We start from the raw sequence: 15,478 nt of genomic DNA on the forward strand, positions 1-15,478 counted from the left end.
GGCTGTCTCATACCCGGTTGCGCAGCCCCAGCGCGTCCGGGTAGGGACGCAGGTACTGCTGGGTGGCCAGGTAGGGCTGCTCCACCTTGCTCTGGGCGGCGCGCAGCATGGTCATCGGCACCACCAGCGGCACCTCGCCGCGCAAGTAGGCGTCGATCTGTTCGTGGATCGCGGCGCGGTCCTGCTCGCCCAGCTCGTCGCGCAGAAAGCCCATCAAATGCAGCATGGTGTTGACGTGGGCGCCCGGCGAGATGCGCTTGGCCATGGCCGGCATAAAGGCGTGGATATAGTCGTCGGCGATGTCCGCCAACGGTCGCTTCTTAAGGTCGGCGAGCAGCGGCCCCAGGCGCCGATAGGTGGCCTGGCAATGGGCCAGAAGCTGGAATTTATGGCGGCTGTGGAAGTCGATCAATCCCTTGGCGGTCAGGCCGCCCTCGCGCTCGTTCAACCGGCGCCAGTCGTCGTAGACGAACACCCGCTCGACGAAGTTTTCGCGCAGGCGGTCGTCGTTGAGACGGCCCTCCTCTTCCACCGGCATCAACGGGAAACGGGCCATCAGCGCGGCCGCGAACAGGCCGCTGGCATCACGCCGGGCCACCTCGCCGTCCTCGCGGTAAACGCGGATGCGCTCCATGCTGCAGCTCGGCGACTTGGCCATCAGCACGAAGCCGCGCAGATCCCCCAGCCGCTCCACGGTGTCGGTGACGAAGCCGTCCATCAGGGCGGTAAAATCCCGGTCGCCACGAGTCGCCTTGAGACGCACGCCGTCGTCGGTATCCACCAAGTGCATGGCCGGCCGCGGCGTGGACAGCCCGGCGCCCATTTCCGGGCACAGGGAGCGGAACCGGAAATAGCGCGCCAGCACCCCGGTGCAATAGCGGGAATGCTTATGGCCGCCGTCGTGGCGCACCTCGCGGCCCATCAGGCAGGCACTGATGCCCACCGGAATCCGCTGATCGTCGCTGTCTGAATGCCGCCCCATGGTTGCCTCCGTCCGGTGCGCTTGAAGCTGTACAAACCGTTATAGTTGTACAAGTCTCGGGCGTCACCCATGAAGGCTTTGTGAAGCAGGTCTCAAGGTGAAACGATGAAGGCGGGAAAGCAGGGACATTTAAAGCTGTTTTACACACGGCGGCGCGGGATCGTGGCACAGTGAATTCGCGTTGCTGGCCACGGACGGTCAACGTCTCCCCCAGGACGTCACGCAACGCGCATCCCCCCTTCCTTCAGGCATTTGAAGGAACCCCAGGCCGCCTCCCCCCAGGCGGCCTTTTTTATGCCCGCAAGAAAGTGGTTCTCATGGTGTTTGGTGCTCCGTATCCGAGACGCGGGGCAATGGTGGTGCCTTCCGCGATCGCTCAAGCCTTCCCTGGGCGCTCTCATTTGGCCATCCATGGCCAAATAGGTCCCTCCAGGCACCACCATTGCCCCGCTTACTTAGCAGCGGAACCGCCACGGGACATAACACCGCCTGGACCTTTCTACGAAGCTGGGTTTGTGGGAGCGGGCCTAGCCCGCGAAAGGGAGCGAAGCTCCCGGCAGGATGCCAGAGAGATTTCTAACGGCAGCAACATCAGCGTCTCTGGGATCCTGCCGGCCGGCACAGCCGGCCTTTCGCTTGCAAGGCAAGCTCCCACAAACCCAACTCTTCGTAGAAAGGTTCGGCGCCAGCGATAACCCGGGGGCGGTGACGCTAGCTAAGGAGCGGGTCTGTGTTATGCCCTTCCGGGACCCTGGAGGACAGGACGTCCGACAGGGAGCCCCCAGGGACGGGTTCACGGCGTTCCCGGAAGGGCATAACACAGACCCGCGCCCCCAGCTGGAGGGTTCCAGCCCCCAGAAGACACCACCGTCGCACCGCGTCCCGAATACTGAGCACCAATCTCTAAAACTCCGTAAGCAACGACACCGCCGACGCTTTGAAGAGCAGCACCACCCGGCTGCCTGCCCGCAATCCGAGGCGGGCCTGGCTGCGCGCGGTAATGCGCGCCTGGATCGACTGCCGCTCGCAGAGGCACTCCACCAGCACCCCGGAGTCCTGCGCCGTGAGAGCGGTGATGCGCGCGGGAAGTTGATTCATAAGGCTGACGCCGTCGAGTTCGGCGGCGCCCAGGGCCACGTCGTCGGCGTGCACCAGCAGACGTACCGGCGTGCCCGCCGGCGGCAAACGCGGGGTGCGCACCCAGAGGGTGCGCTCGCCGAGGGCCACCGGCAGCAGGCCGGCTTCCGCCTCGGCGGGCAGCGCCTCGCCCAGCAACACCGAGCACGGCGACGCCTGCCCCTGGTAGCGGCGCAGGCCCGGCTGCAGCGCGCCGCAGTAGGTGACGCCGCCGGGCTCGAGAATCGCCACCTGATCGCAGAGCCGGACGATGTCCTCGATCTGGTGGGCTACCAGCACCACGTCGCAGCCCAGGCGCCGGGTGAGGGCCTGCAGCTTGGGATAGAGGCGGTGCCGGCTGTCGTCGTCGAGCGCGGAAAACGGCTCATCCAGCAGCAGCAGGCGTGGCCGGCGCAGTAACGCCAGCGCCAGCGACACCCGGCGGCGCTGGCCGCCGCTTAACTGCGGGGGACAGAGAGGGCGCAAACCGTCGATGTCGAGATCCCGGATCAGCTCGCCGGTCAGGTCACCGGTTTGATGGTGGCGCGCCACCCGCCGCAGGTGCCGGGCCACGGTCCAGTGATCAATCAGCGCCGGGGTTTGCGACACCAGCGACACCCGGCGGGCCAGCGCCGCCGGCGTCACCGCCCGGTCTTCGACACGCAAACGGTGAGCCGCCGGGTTGAGGCCGGCCAGCGCCCGCAGCAGCGTGCTCTTGCCCACCCCGGAGTGCCCCAGCAGGCCGAGCCATCCGCTTTGCGCCCGCACCCGGGCGCGCAGGGCCACCGGCGCCGCGAGGGCGACATCAAAATCGATCATGGCGGCGGCCGCTCCATTGCGACAGCAACACCGTGGCCACGGCGATCGCCATCATGGTCAGCGCCAGCCGGTTGGCGGCCTGGTAGTTCATTTGCTCGACATGCTCAAACAAGGCCACCGACAGCACCCGGGTTTCGCCGGGAATATTGCCGCCGATCATCAGCACCACACCGAACTCACCCAGGGTGTGGGCGAAGCAGAGCAAGGCGGCGCTCACCAGCGCCGGCCGGATACCGGGGATAACGATAAACAGAAACCGGTACCCGCCCGGGAAGCCGAGCACCCTGCCCGCTTCATCCAGGGCCGGGCCGCTTTGCTGCAAGGCCGCTTCCAGGGGACGAAACGCGAACGGCAGGCTGTAGATCAGAGAGCCGATCAGAATGCCGGTAAAGCTGAACGCCAGTTGCTGGTCGAACAGGCGCGCCAGCAAGGAGCCGGGCGGATGCGCCGGGGAAAACGCCACCAACAGGTAGTAGCCGAGCACGGTAGGCGGCAACACCAGCGGCAGCATCACCAGGGATTGGATCAGGCTCCGCCCGCGCGAGTCGCGGCGCACCAGCAACCAGGCCAGCGGCAGGCACACAGCCACCAGAATAACGGTAGTGGTGGCGGCCAGTTTGACCGTCAGCAACAGGGCCTGGGCGTCACCGCTAGCGAGCCAGGGCATCGGTGCCTCCTGGTAAGGCGTAGCCGGCGGCGCGAATCAGCCGGCCCGCCCGCTCGGAGAACAGAAACGCCATAAAGGCTTCGGCCAGCGGATCGCCGGGGTTCACCACCACGCCCTGCTGCACCAGCGGCCGGTGCCAGTCGGCGGGCAGCACACGGTATTCACCCCGCCGCGCTTGAATCAGGCTCAGCGCCACCAGCCCCAGGTCGGCGTTGCCGCCGTCCACCAACTGGGTGGCTTGGCTGACATTGGCGGCGACCACGATTCGCCAGCGCGGCGCCGGCCGCGCATCGCGGTAGCGGGCGATGGCCGCTTCGGCGGCGCGGCCGTAGGGCGCGGTGGCCGGGTTGGCGATGGCCAGGGTGTATTGGCGCTCGCCGTTCAAACCCAGACCACGTGGGTCCCAGATCGCCAGCCGCCCCAGCGCGTAGGTGCGCGGCACGCTACTGCCGTTGTTCCGGTGCAGCGCCGCCGGGTAGGCGCTGTCGGCGGACAGGAACAGCTGGTATGGGGCGCCGTGGCGAATCTGCTGGTAAAGGTGGCCGGACGCGCCGCTGATCAAATCCAGCGCCACCTGGGGATGATCTTCGTTGAACAGAACGGCCAGCTTTTTCAGGGTGGGATAGAAATTGCTGGCGCAGGCAATGCGTAATTCGCCCTCTTCCCGCGCCTCAACCGGGGGCGCGAGACAGAACGCCACCAACATTAGCAGCCCGACTGCTTGCCGGCCGATTCGCTTCCCGGCGCGGCTCATCTCACAGCGCCACGGCGTCAGCGTACCAGCGCCCGGCGGCGCGGACGTCGTTGGCAGCGGCATCAAGCCAGCGGGCGCCGTCGGGGCAATGCTCTTTTTTCCAGAACGGGGCCCGGGTTTTGAGCTGGTCGATCAGGAAATGGGCCGCCTGAAACGCCTCGGCGCGGTGGCGGGTGGCCACCGCCACGAACACGATCTGCTCGCCGGCGGCGAGCCGGCCGACCCGGTGCACCAGACGCACCGCGCGGCAATCCCAGCGGCGGCGGGCTTCGTCCACGAAGCCCTGCAACTGGCGCTCGCACATGCCGGGGTAATGCTCCAGCTCCAGCGCCTGCACGGCGCCGTCGCCGCCGCGCACCCGGCCGACGAAGAACACCACCGCGCCGGCCTCCCCGGCCTGCTCGCAAAGCCGCCGGTACTGGTCACCCACATCGAAGTCGTGTTGCTGCACCGAGATCATCTAGCCTCCGGTCACCGGGGGAAAGAACGCCACTTCGTCGCCGTCGCGCACCGGCGTCTGGCCGTTGGCCATTTCCTGATTCACCGCGCTCAGCAAGCGGCCGTCCAGGTGCACCGCCCAGTGCGGGTATTCGTGAATCAGATGCCGGCGCAGCGCCGCCACCGACAGCGGCGACGGCGGGCACAGGTCGAGGAAGTCGCAGTCCAGCGCTTCCCGCAGGCGGGCGAAAAAGCGTATCCGGATCATGCCTGCGCCCCCCGGTGCCAGTCGCCGCCGGCGCCGCCGCTCTTGGTCTCCAGGCGGACCGTGTCGATCGACATGCCCCGATCCACCGCCTTGCACATGTCGTAGAGCGTCAGGCCCGCCACCGACACGGCGGTGAGCGCTTCCATCTCCACCCCGGTGGGCGCGGTGGTTTTGCACTGGGCCTGGATATGGATGATGCCGTTGTCGTGGTCCAACTCGAACTCAACCGTGACACCGCTGAGCGGAATCTGGTGGCAGAGCGGGATCAGCTCCCAGCACTTCTTCGCCGCCTGGATCGCGGCGATACGCGCCACCGCCAGCACATCGCCTTTTTTCAGACCGTTATCGCGGATCAGGGCCAGGGTGGCCGGCGCCGCCCGCACCCGGCCGCTGGCTCGGGCCACCCGGGCGCTGTCGGTCTTGGCGGACACATCCACCATGTGCGCGTGGCCGTTCTGGTCAGTGTGCGTCAGCGACATGGGCCGGCCCTCCGTTGTCGGTTTCGCGGCTGTCGCAGGCGCGGTCCGCGCCCTTCAGATGCGACACGAAATTGCACGGCCGGTGGGCGGCGTCCAGCTGCTCCACCAGGATGCGGTCCCAGGCCAGCCGACAGGCGTTGGTGCTGCCCGGCAGGCACACCACCAGGGTGCCGTTGGCCAGCCCGGCCACGCAGCGGGACTGCAGGGTGGAGGTGCCGATCTCCTCCAGTGAGAGCGCCCGGAACAGTTCGCCGAAGCCGTCCACGGTTTTGTCGAACAGCACGCTGACCGCTTCCGGGGTGCTGTCGCGCCCACTGAAACCGGTGCCGCCGGTGATCAGCACCACCTGCACAGCGGGATCGGCGATCCAGCGGGACACCTCGGCGCGGATCAGATAGATGTCATCCACCACCAGCCGCCGGTCGGCGTTGCGGTGGCCCTGCTCAAGCAGCCGGGAACGCAACAGATCGCCGGAGCTGTCCTCGGCCAGGGAGCGGCTGTCCGACACGGTCAGCACGGCAATGTCCAGCGGCCGGGCGCAACGCGGTGCGGCCCGGGTCACGGGGGAAAGGGTCATGATCCGATCTCCTTGCAGAGGGTGTGCGGGGCAGCGTCCAGGGCGGTCGCCCGGCGCCAGGCCTCCGGCGTATTGGTATTGAGAAAGGCGGCGGCGTCACCGCCGTCCAGTGCCCGGGCACGGAGCGCGCGCAGAAAGCCGCCCAGCGCCAGATCACCGCGCCGCAGGCGTTGCGCCAGCCGGTCCGGCAGGGCCGGATCGCCGCTCAGATAGCAGGGCAAGAACGAGTGCCGGTAATAGCAGTGGCCATGATCGCGGCCGGCGTCGATCAGCCGGCGCAGCAACGCCACCGACAGCAGCGGCATGTCCACCGGCACCACCAGGTAACCGGCCGCCGGACGGCTTCGCAGCACCGCATGAATGCCGCCCAGCGGCCCACGGTCCGGATAAAGGTCGGCGATGCAGCCGGGGGCGGCACGGCTGGTCACCACCGCCTGGCAACCGGCCGCCCAGAGCCGCGCCCGCAGGTGGTCGAGCAGCGGCTGCCCGCGCCATTCCAGCAACGCCTTGTCACGGCCCATGCGCCGCGAGCCGCCGCCGGCCAGTACCACGCCGATCACACCGGGAGTGTCCTGCATGTCAGCCTCCGATCATGGCCAGGTGGCGGGTGGCGCCCGGGTCATGCCGATGCAGCCCGTGGCTGGCTTTCTTGCCCAGCACCAGGCGGTGCAAACGCCGCGATAACTGTTCCGGGGTGTCGTGTCGCAGAGCGTCGCGGAGCGAAATACCGCCCTGGGAGAACAGACACAGCTGCAGGTCGCCCAGGGACGACACGCGCAGCCGGTTGCAGTCGTCGCAGAAACCTTGTTTATAGGGGCGGATCAGCCCCACCCGGCCGGCATGGCCGGGGTGGTCGAATTCCCGCGCCGGGCCGTCGTCCTCGCCACGGGCCCGGGGGCGCCAGCCGTTCGTGGCCAGCCAGTTTTCGAGAAGGTGGGCGGGGCGGTGCTGCTGGCGGAAAAACTCGCGGTTGTCGCCGGTTTCCATCAGTTCGATAAAGCGGGCGGTCACCGGACGGCGGCGCAGGTAGTCGGTGAACCGCGCCAGTTCGTCGCCGTTGTAGTGGCGCATCAACACCGCGTTGAGTTTCACCGGCATACCCAGTGCCAGGGCTTCATCCACCGCGTCGAGCACATCGCCCAGCCGGTCATGGCCGGTGATCATTTCGAACACCGCCGGCGTCAGGCTGTCGACGCTGAGGTTGATGCGGTCCAGGCCGGCTTTTTTCAGCGTCGCCAGCTTTGGCGCCAGCCGGTAGCCGTTGCTGGTCATCACCACCTCGCGGATCCCCGGCGTCTGTTTGCACAGTGCGATGATCTCCGGCAGGTCCTTGCGCAGGGTCGGCTCGCCGCCGGTGATGCGAATCTTGCGGGTGCCGCTGAGCGCGAAGGCGCGCACCAGGGTGCCGATCTCCTCCAGGCTGAGGGGCGCCGGCACGTTGTCGCCGCGTTGATAGCCGCGCGGCAGGCAATACTCGCAGCGGTAGTTGCAGACCTCGGTAATGGAGAGGCGCAAATAGGTGAAGCGTCGGTTGAACTGATCGGTGAGCATGGTTTCTCTCCTGCCTTGGGGCCCGGTCAACCGGCCAGAATGTGTTTCAACTCGGGGATGCAGGAACCGCAGTTGGTCCCGCACCGAAGCGACTTACCCAACGCCTCGACGCTGCGGTCGCCGGCTTCGATGCGCGCGCGAATGGCCGGCTCGCCGACCTGGAAGCAGGCGCACACCACCGGCCCGCTTTCGGCGGCGCCGTCCGGCGCTTCGCCGCTGAGCAGCGCCCGCCGCTCCCTGTCTTCCAGCGCGTCCCGTTGCAGCATCTCGATCAGCCAGTCGCGGCCGGGCAAATCGCCTTTCGGGTGGATAAACAACGCGCCCATCAGCCGGCCGTCGCGTACCGCTGCCTGGCGGAAATGGCCGATGTACGGGTCCTGCATGTCCAGCCAGTGCAGGTCGTCGGCGTCGCCGGGGCCGCTGATCAGGGCGGCCAGACGCCGGCGGGCGCGGTCCGGATCGTCGCGGCCGGCCAGTTCGAACAGGTGCCCCCGGGGTAAGGGGCTGTAGCTCCAGTAAAAGCAGCGCGGATCGCCGCGCCGCTGGCGGGTGATCAAAAAGCCCTGCCAGCGCACCGCGCAAAGCGCCACCCGGACCCGGGAAACTTTTGATTCCGGCTGACCGGACAGCGGATCGGTGGTGGCCTGCACCAGGGCGCCCATGCGCGCGCGGGCGCTGAACGGGCTGCTCCAGTGCATCGGCACGAACAGCTCGCCGGGACGCTGGTCGGCAGTGACACGCGCACGCATCACGATGGCGCCGTGGCGGTTTTCCACGCTGGCCAGTTGGCCGTCGCCGATACGATGGCGGCGCGCGTCCTCGGGGTGCAGGGCGACAAAGGGTTCGCCGATATGCTGAAGCAGCCGCCGCGCCTTACCGGTGCGCGTCATGGTGTGCCACTGGTCGCGGATACGGCCGGTGTTCATGATCATCTCACCGGGACCGGGCCGGCCTTCCGGTAGCCTGGCGGTGACCGCCACGAAGCGGGCGCGGCCGTCGTCGGTGGTGAAACGGCCGTCGCCGAACAGCCGCCGGCGCCCTTGCGGCCATTGCCGGTTCACCGGCCAGCGCACCGGCGCCATGGCGTCGTAGCCGGCCTGATCCAGCGTCGCCAGCCCGCTGATATCGAACGCCCGGCGACCGTCGTTTTCGAACCCGGACAGGGCCGCGTGTTCGGCGAACACCTGGGCCGGATGCCGCCAGCCGAACGCCTCGGCGTAACCGAGCCGCCGGCCCACCTGGGCCAGCGCCCACCAGTCCGAGCGCGCCTCGCCGGGCGCTTCCAGGAAGGGCCGCTGGCGGGAAATGCAGCGTTCGGAGTTGGTCACGGTGCCGTTCTTCTCGCCCCAGGTACGCGCCGGCAGTTTGATGTCGGCGAGCCGCACCGTGTCGGTGTCGGCCATGCACTCCGACACCACCACGGTGGGGCAGCGGCGCAGGGCGTCGCGCACCCGATCCGCCTCGGGCAGGCTGACCACCGGATTGGTGGAAAGAATCCAGATAAATTTGATCCGCCCGGAGGCCACCGCCTGGAACAGCTCCACCGCCTTGAGGCCGGGCTCGCTGACCATGTTGGCGGCGTTCCAGAAGCGCTTTACCCGGTCCACGTCATCCGGCGCGAAATCCATGTGCGCGGCCAGCTGATTGGCCAGCCCGCCCACTTCGCGGCCGCCCATGGCGTTGGGCTGGCCGGTGATGGAAAACGGCGAGGCGCCGGGCTTGCCGACGCGGCCGGTGGCCAGATGGCAGTTGATAATGGCGTTGCACTTGTCGGTGCCGGTGGCGCTCTGGTTGATGCCCTGGGAGTAGAACGTCACCGTGCGCGGGCGGCTGGCGAACCAGCGGAAGAAGGTCTCAATATCTTCCTCGGGCAGATCACAGCGCTGCGCCAGGTCCGACAGCGAACCGCCATCCGCTTCGGCCCGGGCCAGGGCGTCATCAAAGCCGCGGGTGTGTTCGCGAATATAGTCCCGGTCCAGATGGCCGTGCCGGTCCAGCCAGGCCAGCAGGCCGTTGAACAGCAGGCCATCGGCGCCGGGCCGTAACGGCAGATGCAGATCGGCCAGATCACAGGTGGCGGTGCGGCGGGGATCGATGACCACCACTCTGGTGTCCGGGCGCGCTTTTTTCGCGGCGACCATGCGCTGGTACAGCACCGGATGGGTCCAGGCGGCGTTGGAGCCCACCAGCACCAGCAGCTCGGCGCTGTCCAGATCCTCATAGCAGCCGGGCACGCTGTCGCCGCCGAAAGCGCGCTTGTAGCCGGCCACCGCCGACGCCATGCAGAGCCGGCTGTTGGTATCCATGTGGGCGCTGCCGACAAAGCCTTTCATCAGCTTATTGGCGACGTAATAGTCCTCGGTGAGCAGTTGCCCGGAGCCGTAGCAGGCCACGCTGTCGGGGCCGTATTCGGCCACGGTGTCGCGCAGCCGACGCGTCACTTCATCCAGCGCGCTGTCCCAATCCACCACCGCGCCGTCCACTTCCGGGTACAGCAGCCGGTTGCGGTGATCGAGGGTTTCGTGGAGCGCCGCGCCCTTGACGCAAAGACGCCCCTGGTTGGCCGGGTGGTTCGCCATTCCGGTAACGCTGTCGCCGGCGCCGTTCACGGACACACCGCAACCCACGCCGCAGTACGGGCAGGTGGTGTCGGTGGTGTGAATGCGCTCGGCCATGGCTCAGGTACCGGTCCGGTTTAGCGCCGCCGGCAGCGGACGCAGCAGCACCTTGTCACCGTCCAGCTTCACCTCCCAGACCGGCACCGAAACGTGGTCCTGCTCCAGGCAGGCACCGGTGAGCAGGCTGAAGTGCTGCTTATACAGCGGCGAGGCCACCACCAGCTCGCCGTTGACGTCGCCGACGATGCCCCGCGACAGCACGTTGGCGCCGCCGATCGGGTCGTGGTTGCCGATCGCGTAAAGCGGCGGCGACTGATCCGGCAGGTAGAACAACGCCACCTGCTCGCCGTTGATCAGCGCGGCCACGCCGCTGCCGGCCACCAGATCCTCCCGGGTACAAATATGTTGCCATTGCATGGTTGCTCTCCTTCCCTTCGCCGGTTGTTTCAGACGCTGACGGTTTCAATCAGATCGCTGCGCTCTTCCTCGGTGGCGGGCCGGGGCTGGCCCCGCTCGCGCACGAAGCGGATGTCCTGGTCGGGCGTCTCCGCATTGACGAAGCTGCGAAAGCGTTTGAGCTTTTGCGGGTCGTCGATGGTGGTGCGCCACTCGCACTGATAGCGCTCGCGGACCACTTCCATCTGCGCTTCCAGTTCGGCGGCGATGCCCAGGGTGTCGTCGATCACCACCTGGCGCAGGTAGTCCAGACCGCCTTCCAGGTTTTCCAGCCACACCGAAGTGCGTTGCAGGCGGTCCGCGGTGCGCACGTAGAACATCAGCACCCGGTCCACCAGTTGCACCAGTTGCTGATCCGAGAGATCGGTGGCAAACAGATCCGCGTGGCGCGGCCGCATGCCGCCGTTGCCGCACACATACAGGTTCCAGCCGTTCTCGGTGGCGATCACGCCGATGTCCTTGCTTTGCGCTTCGGCGCATTCGCGGGTGCAGCCGGACACCGCGAACTTGAGCTTGTGCGGCGAGCGCAGGCCCTTGTAGCGATGCTCCAGGAAGATCGCCATGCCGACGCTGTCCTGCACGCCGTACCGGCACCAGGTGGAGCCGACGCAGGATTTCACCGTGCGCACCGACTTGCCGTAGGCGTGGCCGGTCTCGAAGCCGGCGTCGATCAGTTCTTCCCAGATCAGCGGCAGCTGTTCCAGACGGGCGCCGAACAGATCGATGCGCTGGCCGCCGGTGATCTTGGTGTAGAGATCGTATTTGCTCGCCACCCGGCCCAGGGTCATCAGCTTTTCCGGGGTGATTTCACCGGCGGGCACACGCGGCACCACGGAGTAGGTGCCGTCCTTCTGCATGTTGGCGAGGAACACGTCGTTGGTGTCCTGCAGGCCCACGTGCTCGGGTTCGAGGATGTAGTCGTTATGGATGCTGGCGAGAATCGAGGCCACCGCCGGCTTGCAGATTTCGCAGCCGAGCCCTTTGCCGTGGGTGTCGCGCACTTCGCGGAAACTCTTCAGGCCGCCCACCAGAATCAGGTGGTAGAGCTCCTGGCGAGAATATTCGAAGTGCTCGCAGAGGTGGTTGTTCACTTCCACGCCGCGCGCTTCCAGCCCGGCGTCGACCACGCTTTTCAACAGCGCGGCGCAACCGCCGCAGCCGGTGGACGCCTTGGTGGCGTCCTTGATATCGCCCAGCGAGCAGCAGCCGCCGTCCAGCGCGTCGTTGATGGCGCCCTTGGAAACGTTGTGGCAGGAGCAGATGGTGGCGCCGTCCGGCAGCGCGTCGGCGCCCAGCGCCGGCGCCGCGTCACCGGCGGGCAGAATCAACGACGCCGGGTTGTCCGGCAGCGGAATGCCGTTAAGCATGTACTGCAGCAGGGTGTCGTAGGCGTCGCAGTCGCCCACCAGCATGGCGCCGAGCACGTACTTCTGGTCTTCGCTGACCACCAGCTTGCGGTAGACGCCGGCCACTTCGTCCTGGAAACGGTAACAGCGGGCGCCGGCGGTGCGCGCCTGGGCATCGCCCACCGAGCCCACGTCCACGCCCATCAGTTTCAGCTTGGTGCTCATGTCGGCGCCGGTGAAATCGCCGGCTTGGTTGTTGAGCACCGCGGCCACGGTGCGCGCCATGGTGTAGCCCGGCGCCACCAGCCCGAAGATCTGATTGTTCCAGAGCGCGCATTCACCGATCGCGAAGATCGCCGGGTCCGAGGTGCGGCACTGGTTGTCCACCACGATGCCGCCGCGCTCGCCCAGCTCCAGACCGCTCTGGCGGCCCAGGCTGTCCTGCGGGCGGATGCCGGCGGAGAACACGATCATGTCGGTTTCCAGCGGCGCCTGGCCTTCGAAGTTCATGCGCAGGGTGTGCTGTTCGCCGGCGTCGATCAGCTCGGTTTTCATGCCGGTATGGATGTGCACGCCGAGCGCTTCCACTTCCTTGCGCAGCAGGGCGCCGCCGGTTTCGTCCAGTTGCACCGGCATCAGTTGCGGCGCGAATTCCACCACATGGGTTTCCAGCCCCAGCAGCCGCAGCGCGTTGGCGGCTTCCAGCCCGAGCAGGCCGCCGCCCACCACCACGCCGCGTTTGGCGTTGCCGGCGCAGCGTTTGATCGCGTCCAGGTCGTCCACGGTGCGGTACACCAGGCAGTTCTCGTGGTCGTGGCCGGGGATCGGCGGCACGAACGGATAGGAACCGGTGGCCAGCACCAGGGCGTCGTAGTCTTGCCGGACACCGCCGGCGGTGATCACGGTTTTATGGTCCCGGTCGATCTCCACCACCTCGTCGTTCAGGTGCAGCGTCACCCGGTTGTCCCGGTACCACTGCGCCGGGGACAGACAGAGATCCTCCGGGGTCTGGTCGTCGAACAGCGCGGACAGATGCACCCGGTCGTAGGCGGGCCGGTTCTCGCCGGCGAACACATGGATGGTCCAGGGGCTGGCGTCGCCCTGCTCGACCAGGGTCTTCACCAGGTGGTGACCGACCATGCCGTTGCCGATGATTACCAGGTTGCCCGAGGTGGGAAGTACGGTGTTGTCGTCCGTCATAGCCTTGCCTCCTGTTAAGCCACATCGACCGAAACATCGGCCGGGGTTGATTCGTCGTCGTCACGGCTGGGGTCCGTGAGCAGCACGTCGCGCAACGCACTGACGTCGCGGTCGCTTTGATGGGTTTGGAAATACCACTGGCTGTGGCGCACATCGCCGACCAGCAGCACGCCGCTCAGGCGGCCGTCTTCGATAATCAGTTTTTTATAGACCCCGGCTTGCGGGTCGCTGAGCCACAGGGTCTGCTGGCCGGCCACCGCCTCCACCTGCCCCATGCTGTGGATATCCAGGCCGCTGACCTTGAGGCGGGTGACCAGGGAAGGATCGCGATAGCGGGCGCGTTGGCCCTTGAGCACCCGGGCCAGCACGTCGGCCTGTTCCTGCACCGGCGCCACCAGGCCGTAGGTGTTGCCCTGGAATTCGCAGCATTCGCCCAGCGCGTGCACGTGCGGGTCGGAAGTACGCAGGGCGCTGTCGACGCGCACGCCGGCGCCACACTCCAGGCCGGCGTTTTGCGCCAGTTCCCGGTTGGGGGTGATGCCGGTGGCGAACACCACCAGATCGGCGGGCAGCGTTCGCGGCGCCCCGCCCTCTTCCACTGCCACAGCGCTCACCGAGGTGTCGCCGAGAAGACGCTTGGGGTCGCAGCCGGTGCGCACCCGGATACCACGGTCGGCCAGAGCCGCTTCCAACAGGGACGACGCGCTGGCGTCGAGCTGCCGGTTCATCAGTACCGGGCGGCGGTGCACCAGGGTCACGTCGGCGCCCAGACGGCGCAGGCCGACGGCGGCTTCCACGCCCAGCAGGCCGGCGCCGACCACCACCGCGCGGACGCCGAGGCGCGCCCGGCTCCAGCCGCGCAGACGCTCCACGTCGTGCAGGGAACGGAAGCCGCTGACACCGTCCAGCTCCGCGACACCGGGCAGCGGCGGCATGGAAGAACGGGCGCCGGTGGCGATCACCAGGGTGTCGTAGTCGACCCGTTCACCGTCGTCGCAGTACAGGCAGCGGCGCTGCCGGTCGAGGCGCGCCACCCGTTTGCCCAGGCTCACCGTCACCCGGCGCGCCCGGTACCAGGCGTCATCACGCGGCGTGATGGCATCCAGGTCGGTCTCCTCGCCGAGCAACGGAGAGAGCATGATGCGGTTGTAGTGACGCACCGGTTCCTCGCCGAGCACCCGCACCGACCAGCCATGGTCGGTGCCCAACCGGCTGATCAGGCTTTCCGTGGCCATGCCGTTGCCGACGATCACCAGCCGGCGCCGTGCCTCGGTGCGTTTCATGCGGGTGGCCCGAATCATCGCTGGCTCCCCTCAGGCCCGACGGCCGAGCCGGTCCACCAGGCCGGCCACCTTGCCCCGTGCCGGCGCCGCCTCGTGTTCGTCGACGGCCGGTTCGCGGGGGATCTCCACCACCTTGCGCTGCTTCTCGTAGAGGAAGCTGAGCACCTGCTGACGGAAGTGGTTGTAGTCGCTGTTCTCGGCCAGCGTGACGCGGTTGCGGGGGCGCGGCAGATCGATATTGAGCACCTCGCCGATGGTGGCGGCGGGGCCGTTGGTCATCATCACGATGCGGTCGGACAGCAATACCGCCTCGTCCACATCGTGGGTGATCATCACCACGGTGTTGTTCAGATCACGCTGAATCTCCATCAGCGAGTCCTGCATGTGCGCCCGGGTGAGCGCGTCCAGGGCGCCGAACGGCTCGTCCATCAGCAGCACCTTGGGGCGCATGGCCAGGGCGCGGGCGATACCGACACGCTGCTTCATGCCGCCGGACAGTTCGTCCGGGCGTTTGTGCATGGCGTGCTCCATGTGCACCAGTTTCAGGTTCTGCTGAATCCAGTCGCGCATTTCCGCTTTGCCCATGCTGTCGCGAAACACCTGGCGCACCGCCAGCTGCACGTTCTCGAAGGCGGTCAGCCAGGGCAGCAGCGAATGGTTCTGGAACACCACCGCCCGGTCCGGGCCCGGTTCGTTGACCTCCTTGCCGTCGAGGGCGACACCGCCTTCGGTGGCCTGAAGCAAACCGGCGAGAATGTTCAGCACCGTGGATTTGCCGCAGCCGGAGTGGCCGATCAGCGACACGAACTCGCCTTTTTTGATGCGCAGCGACAGCTCATCCAGGGCCCGGAACGGGCCTTCCGGAGTCGGGAAATCGATGCTGATCTTGGAGATGTCGAGATAATTGCTCATCACAGAATTCCT

General features: G+C 67.4%; 15 protein-coding genes. All 15 read right to left on the reverse strand.

What is annotated here, in order from left to right; genetic code table 11:
- Nucleotides 1-7: 7 nt before the first annotated feature.
- The 15 genes from ACMG4O_RS13285 to ACMG4O_RS13355 all read right to left on the reverse strand — a co-directional run bounded on the left by ACMG4O_RS13285 (nucleotide 8) and on the right by ACMG4O_RS13355 (nucleotide 15,466).
- The gene (locus ACMG4O_RS13285; protein WP_414433932.1) at nucleotides 8-982 is read right to left on the reverse strand and encodes a YbgA family protein; all 975 of its coding nucleotides are present in this window, start codon (nucleotides 980-982) and stop codon (nucleotides 8-10) included.
- A 903-nt stretch (nucleotides 983-1,885) separates the two neighbouring features.
- Nucleotides 1,886-2,917, reverse strand: coding sequence for an ATP-binding cassette domain-containing protein (locus ACMG4O_RS13290; RefSeq protein ID WP_414433933.1), 1,032 nt, complete (start codon nucleotides 2,915-2,917; stop codon nucleotides 1,886-1,888).
- On the reverse strand, nucleotides 2,904-3,584 hold the full coding sequence (gene modB / locus ACMG4O_RS13295; RefSeq protein WP_370184913.1) for a molybdate ABC transporter permease subunit: 681 nt from the start codon (nucleotides 3,582-3,584) through the stop codon (nucleotides 2,904-2,906). The genes ACMG4O_RS13290 and modB overlap by 14 nt, the downstream gene beginning before the upstream one ends.
- Nucleotides 3,568-4,290 carry a molybdate ABC transporter substrate-binding protein gene (modA, locus tag ACMG4O_RS13300; RefSeq protein ID WP_185956906.1) on the reverse strand — a complete coding sequence of 241 codons (723 nt, stop codon included), beginning with the start codon at nucleotides 4,288-4,290 and terminating at the stop codon, nucleotides 3,568-3,570. Before modA ends, modB begins: the two co-directional genes overlap by 17 nt.
- A 49-nt stretch (nucleotides 4,291-4,339) precedes the next feature.
- Nucleotides 4,340-4,798 carry a molybdenum cofactor biosynthesis protein MoaE gene (locus tag ACMG4O_RS13305; protein ID WP_142948673.1) on the reverse strand — a complete coding sequence of 153 codons (459 nt, stop codon included), beginning with the start codon at nucleotides 4,796-4,798 and terminating at the stop codon, nucleotides 4,340-4,342.
- On the reverse strand, nucleotides 4,799-5,044 hold the full coding sequence (locus ACMG4O_RS13310) for a MoaD/ThiS family protein (RefSeq protein WP_142948674.1): 246 nt from the start codon (nucleotides 5,042-5,044) through the stop codon (nucleotides 4,799-4,801). It abuts the gene before it with no gap.
- On the reverse strand, nucleotides 5,041-5,523 hold the full coding sequence (moaC, locus tag ACMG4O_RS13315) for a cyclic pyranopterin monophosphate synthase MoaC (RefSeq protein ID WP_414433934.1): 483 nt from the start codon (nucleotides 5,521-5,523) through the stop codon (nucleotides 5,041-5,043). The genes ACMG4O_RS13310 and moaC overlap by 4 nt, the downstream gene beginning before the upstream one ends.
- On the reverse strand, nucleotides 5,504-6,100 hold the full coding sequence (moaB, locus tag ACMG4O_RS13320) for a molybdenum cofactor biosynthesis protein B (RefSeq protein ID WP_142948676.1): 597 nt from the start codon (nucleotides 6,098-6,100) through the stop codon (nucleotides 5,504-5,506). The genes moaC and moaB overlap by 20 nt, the downstream gene beginning before the upstream one ends.
- A complete protein-coding gene (locus tag ACMG4O_RS13325) occupies nucleotides 6,097-6,678 on the reverse strand; it encodes a molybdenum cofactor guanylyltransferase (RefSeq protein WP_414433935.1) in 582 nt (193 codons plus the stop codon). Before ACMG4O_RS13325 ends, moaB begins: the two co-directional genes overlap by 4 nt.
- A 1-nt stretch (nucleotide 6,679) precedes the next feature.
- Nucleotides 6,680-7,651, reverse strand: a complete 972-nt coding sequence (moaA, locus tag ACMG4O_RS13330) for a GTP 3',8-cyclase MoaA (RefSeq protein ID WP_414433936.1) — start codon at nucleotides 7,649-7,651, stop codon at nucleotides 6,680-6,682.
- Between the two features lie 26 nt (nucleotides 7,652-7,677).
- Nucleotides 7,678-10,326, reverse strand: coding sequence for a molybdopterin-dependent oxidoreductase (locus ACMG4O_RS13335; RefSeq protein ID WP_414433937.1), 2,649 nt, complete (start codon nucleotides 10,324-10,326; stop codon nucleotides 7,678-7,680).
- A gap of 3 nt (nucleotides 10,327-10,329) precedes the next feature.
- On the reverse strand, nucleotides 10,330-10,686 hold the full coding sequence (nirD, locus tag ACMG4O_RS13340; protein WP_142948680.1) for a nitrite reductase small subunit NirD: 357 nt from the start codon (nucleotides 10,684-10,686) through the stop codon (nucleotides 10,330-10,332).
- Between the two features lie 29 nt (nucleotides 10,687-10,715).
- Complete coding sequence (gene nirB, locus ACMG4O_RS13345) at nucleotides 10,716-13,271, reverse strand: nitrite reductase large subunit NirB (RefSeq protein WP_414433938.1); 2,556 nt, start codon at nucleotides 13,269-13,271, stop codon at nucleotides 10,716-10,718.
- A gap of 14 nt (nucleotides 13,272-13,285) precedes the next feature.
- Nucleotides 13,286-14,572 carry an NAD(P)/FAD-dependent oxidoreductase gene (locus ACMG4O_RS13350; protein ID WP_414433939.1) on the reverse strand — a complete coding sequence of 429 codons (1,287 nt, stop codon included), beginning with the start codon at nucleotides 14,570-14,572 and terminating at the stop codon, nucleotides 13,286-13,288.
- 12 nt (nucleotides 14,573-14,584) lie between these two features.
- Nucleotides 14,585-15,466, reverse strand: a complete 882-nt coding sequence (locus ACMG4O_RS13355) for an ABC transporter ATP-binding protein (RefSeq protein WP_214011958.1) — start codon at nucleotides 15,464-15,466, stop codon at nucleotides 14,585-14,587.
- Nucleotides 15,467-15,478: the final 12 nt, after the last annotated feature.

Origin of the sequence: Alloalcanivorax venustensis (genome assembly GCF_047495515.1) — a bacterium.
Taxonomy (GTDB): Bacteria; Pseudomonadota; Gammaproteobacteria; order Pseudomonadales; family Alcanivoracaceae; genus Alloalcanivorax; species Alloalcanivorax venustensis.

What these genes read in the sequence shown, in the direction of transcription:
- moaC (WP_414433934.1), bottom strand. Translation starts at nt 5,523, where the DNA reads ATGTCGCTGACGCACACTGACCAGAACGGCCACGCGCACATGGTGGAT.
- ACMG4O_RS13305 (WP_142948673.1), bottom strand. Translation starts at nt 4,798, where the DNA reads ATGATCTCGGTGCAGCAACACGACTTCGATGTGGGTGACCAGTACCGG.
- modB (WP_370184913.1), bottom strand. Translation starts at nt 3,584, where the DNA reads ATGCCCTGGCTCGCTAGCGGTGACGCCCAGGCCCTGTTGCTGACGGTC.
- nirB (WP_414433938.1), bottom strand. Translation starts at nt 13,271, where the DNA reads ATGACGGACGACAACACCGTACTTCCCACCTCGGGCAACCTGGTAATC.
- ACMG4O_RS13335 (WP_414433937.1), bottom strand. Translation starts at nt 10,326, where the DNA reads ATGGCCGAGCGCATTCACACCACCGACACCACCTGCCCGTACTGCGGC.
- moaB (WP_142948676.1), bottom strand. Translation starts at nt 6,100, where the DNA reads ATGACCCTTTCCCCCGTGACCCGGGCCGCACCGCGTTGCGCCCGGCCG.
- nirD (WP_142948680.1), bottom strand. Translation starts at nt 10,686, where the DNA reads ATGCAATGGCAACATATTTGTACCCGGGAGGATCTGGTGGCCGGCAGC.
- ACMG4O_RS13310 (WP_142948674.1), bottom strand. Translation starts at nt 5,044, where the DNA reads ATGATCCGGATACGCTTTTTCGCCCGCCTGCGGGAAGCGCTGGACTGC.
- ACMG4O_RS13290 (WP_414433933.1), bottom strand. Translation starts at nt 2,917, where the DNA reads ATGATCGATTTTGATGTCGCCCTCGCGGCGCCGGTGGCCCTGCGCGCC.
- ACMG4O_RS13355 (WP_214011958.1), bottom strand. Translation starts at nt 15,466, where the DNA reads ATGAGCAATTATCTCGACATCTCCAAGATCAGCATCGATTTCCCGACT.
- modA (WP_185956906.1), bottom strand. Translation starts at nt 4,290, where the DNA reads ATGTTGGTGGCGTTCTGTCTCGCGCCCCCGGTTGAGGCGCGGGAAGAG.
- ACMG4O_RS13325 (WP_414433935.1), bottom strand. Translation starts at nt 6,678, where the DNA reads ATGCAGGACACTCCCGGTGTGATCGGCGTGGTACTGGCCGGCGGCGGC.
- ACMG4O_RS13350 (WP_414433939.1), bottom strand. Translation starts at nt 14,572, where the DNA reads ATGATTCGGGCCACCCGCATGAAACGCACCGAGGCACGGCGCCGGCTG.
- ACMG4O_RS13285 (WP_414433932.1), bottom strand. Translation starts at nt 982, where the DNA reads ATGGGGCGGCATTCAGACAGCGACGATCAGCGGATTCCGGTGGGCATC.
- moaA (WP_414433936.1), bottom strand. Translation starts at nt 7,651, where the DNA reads ATGCTCACCGATCAGTTCAACCGACGCTTCACCTATTTGCGCCTCTCC.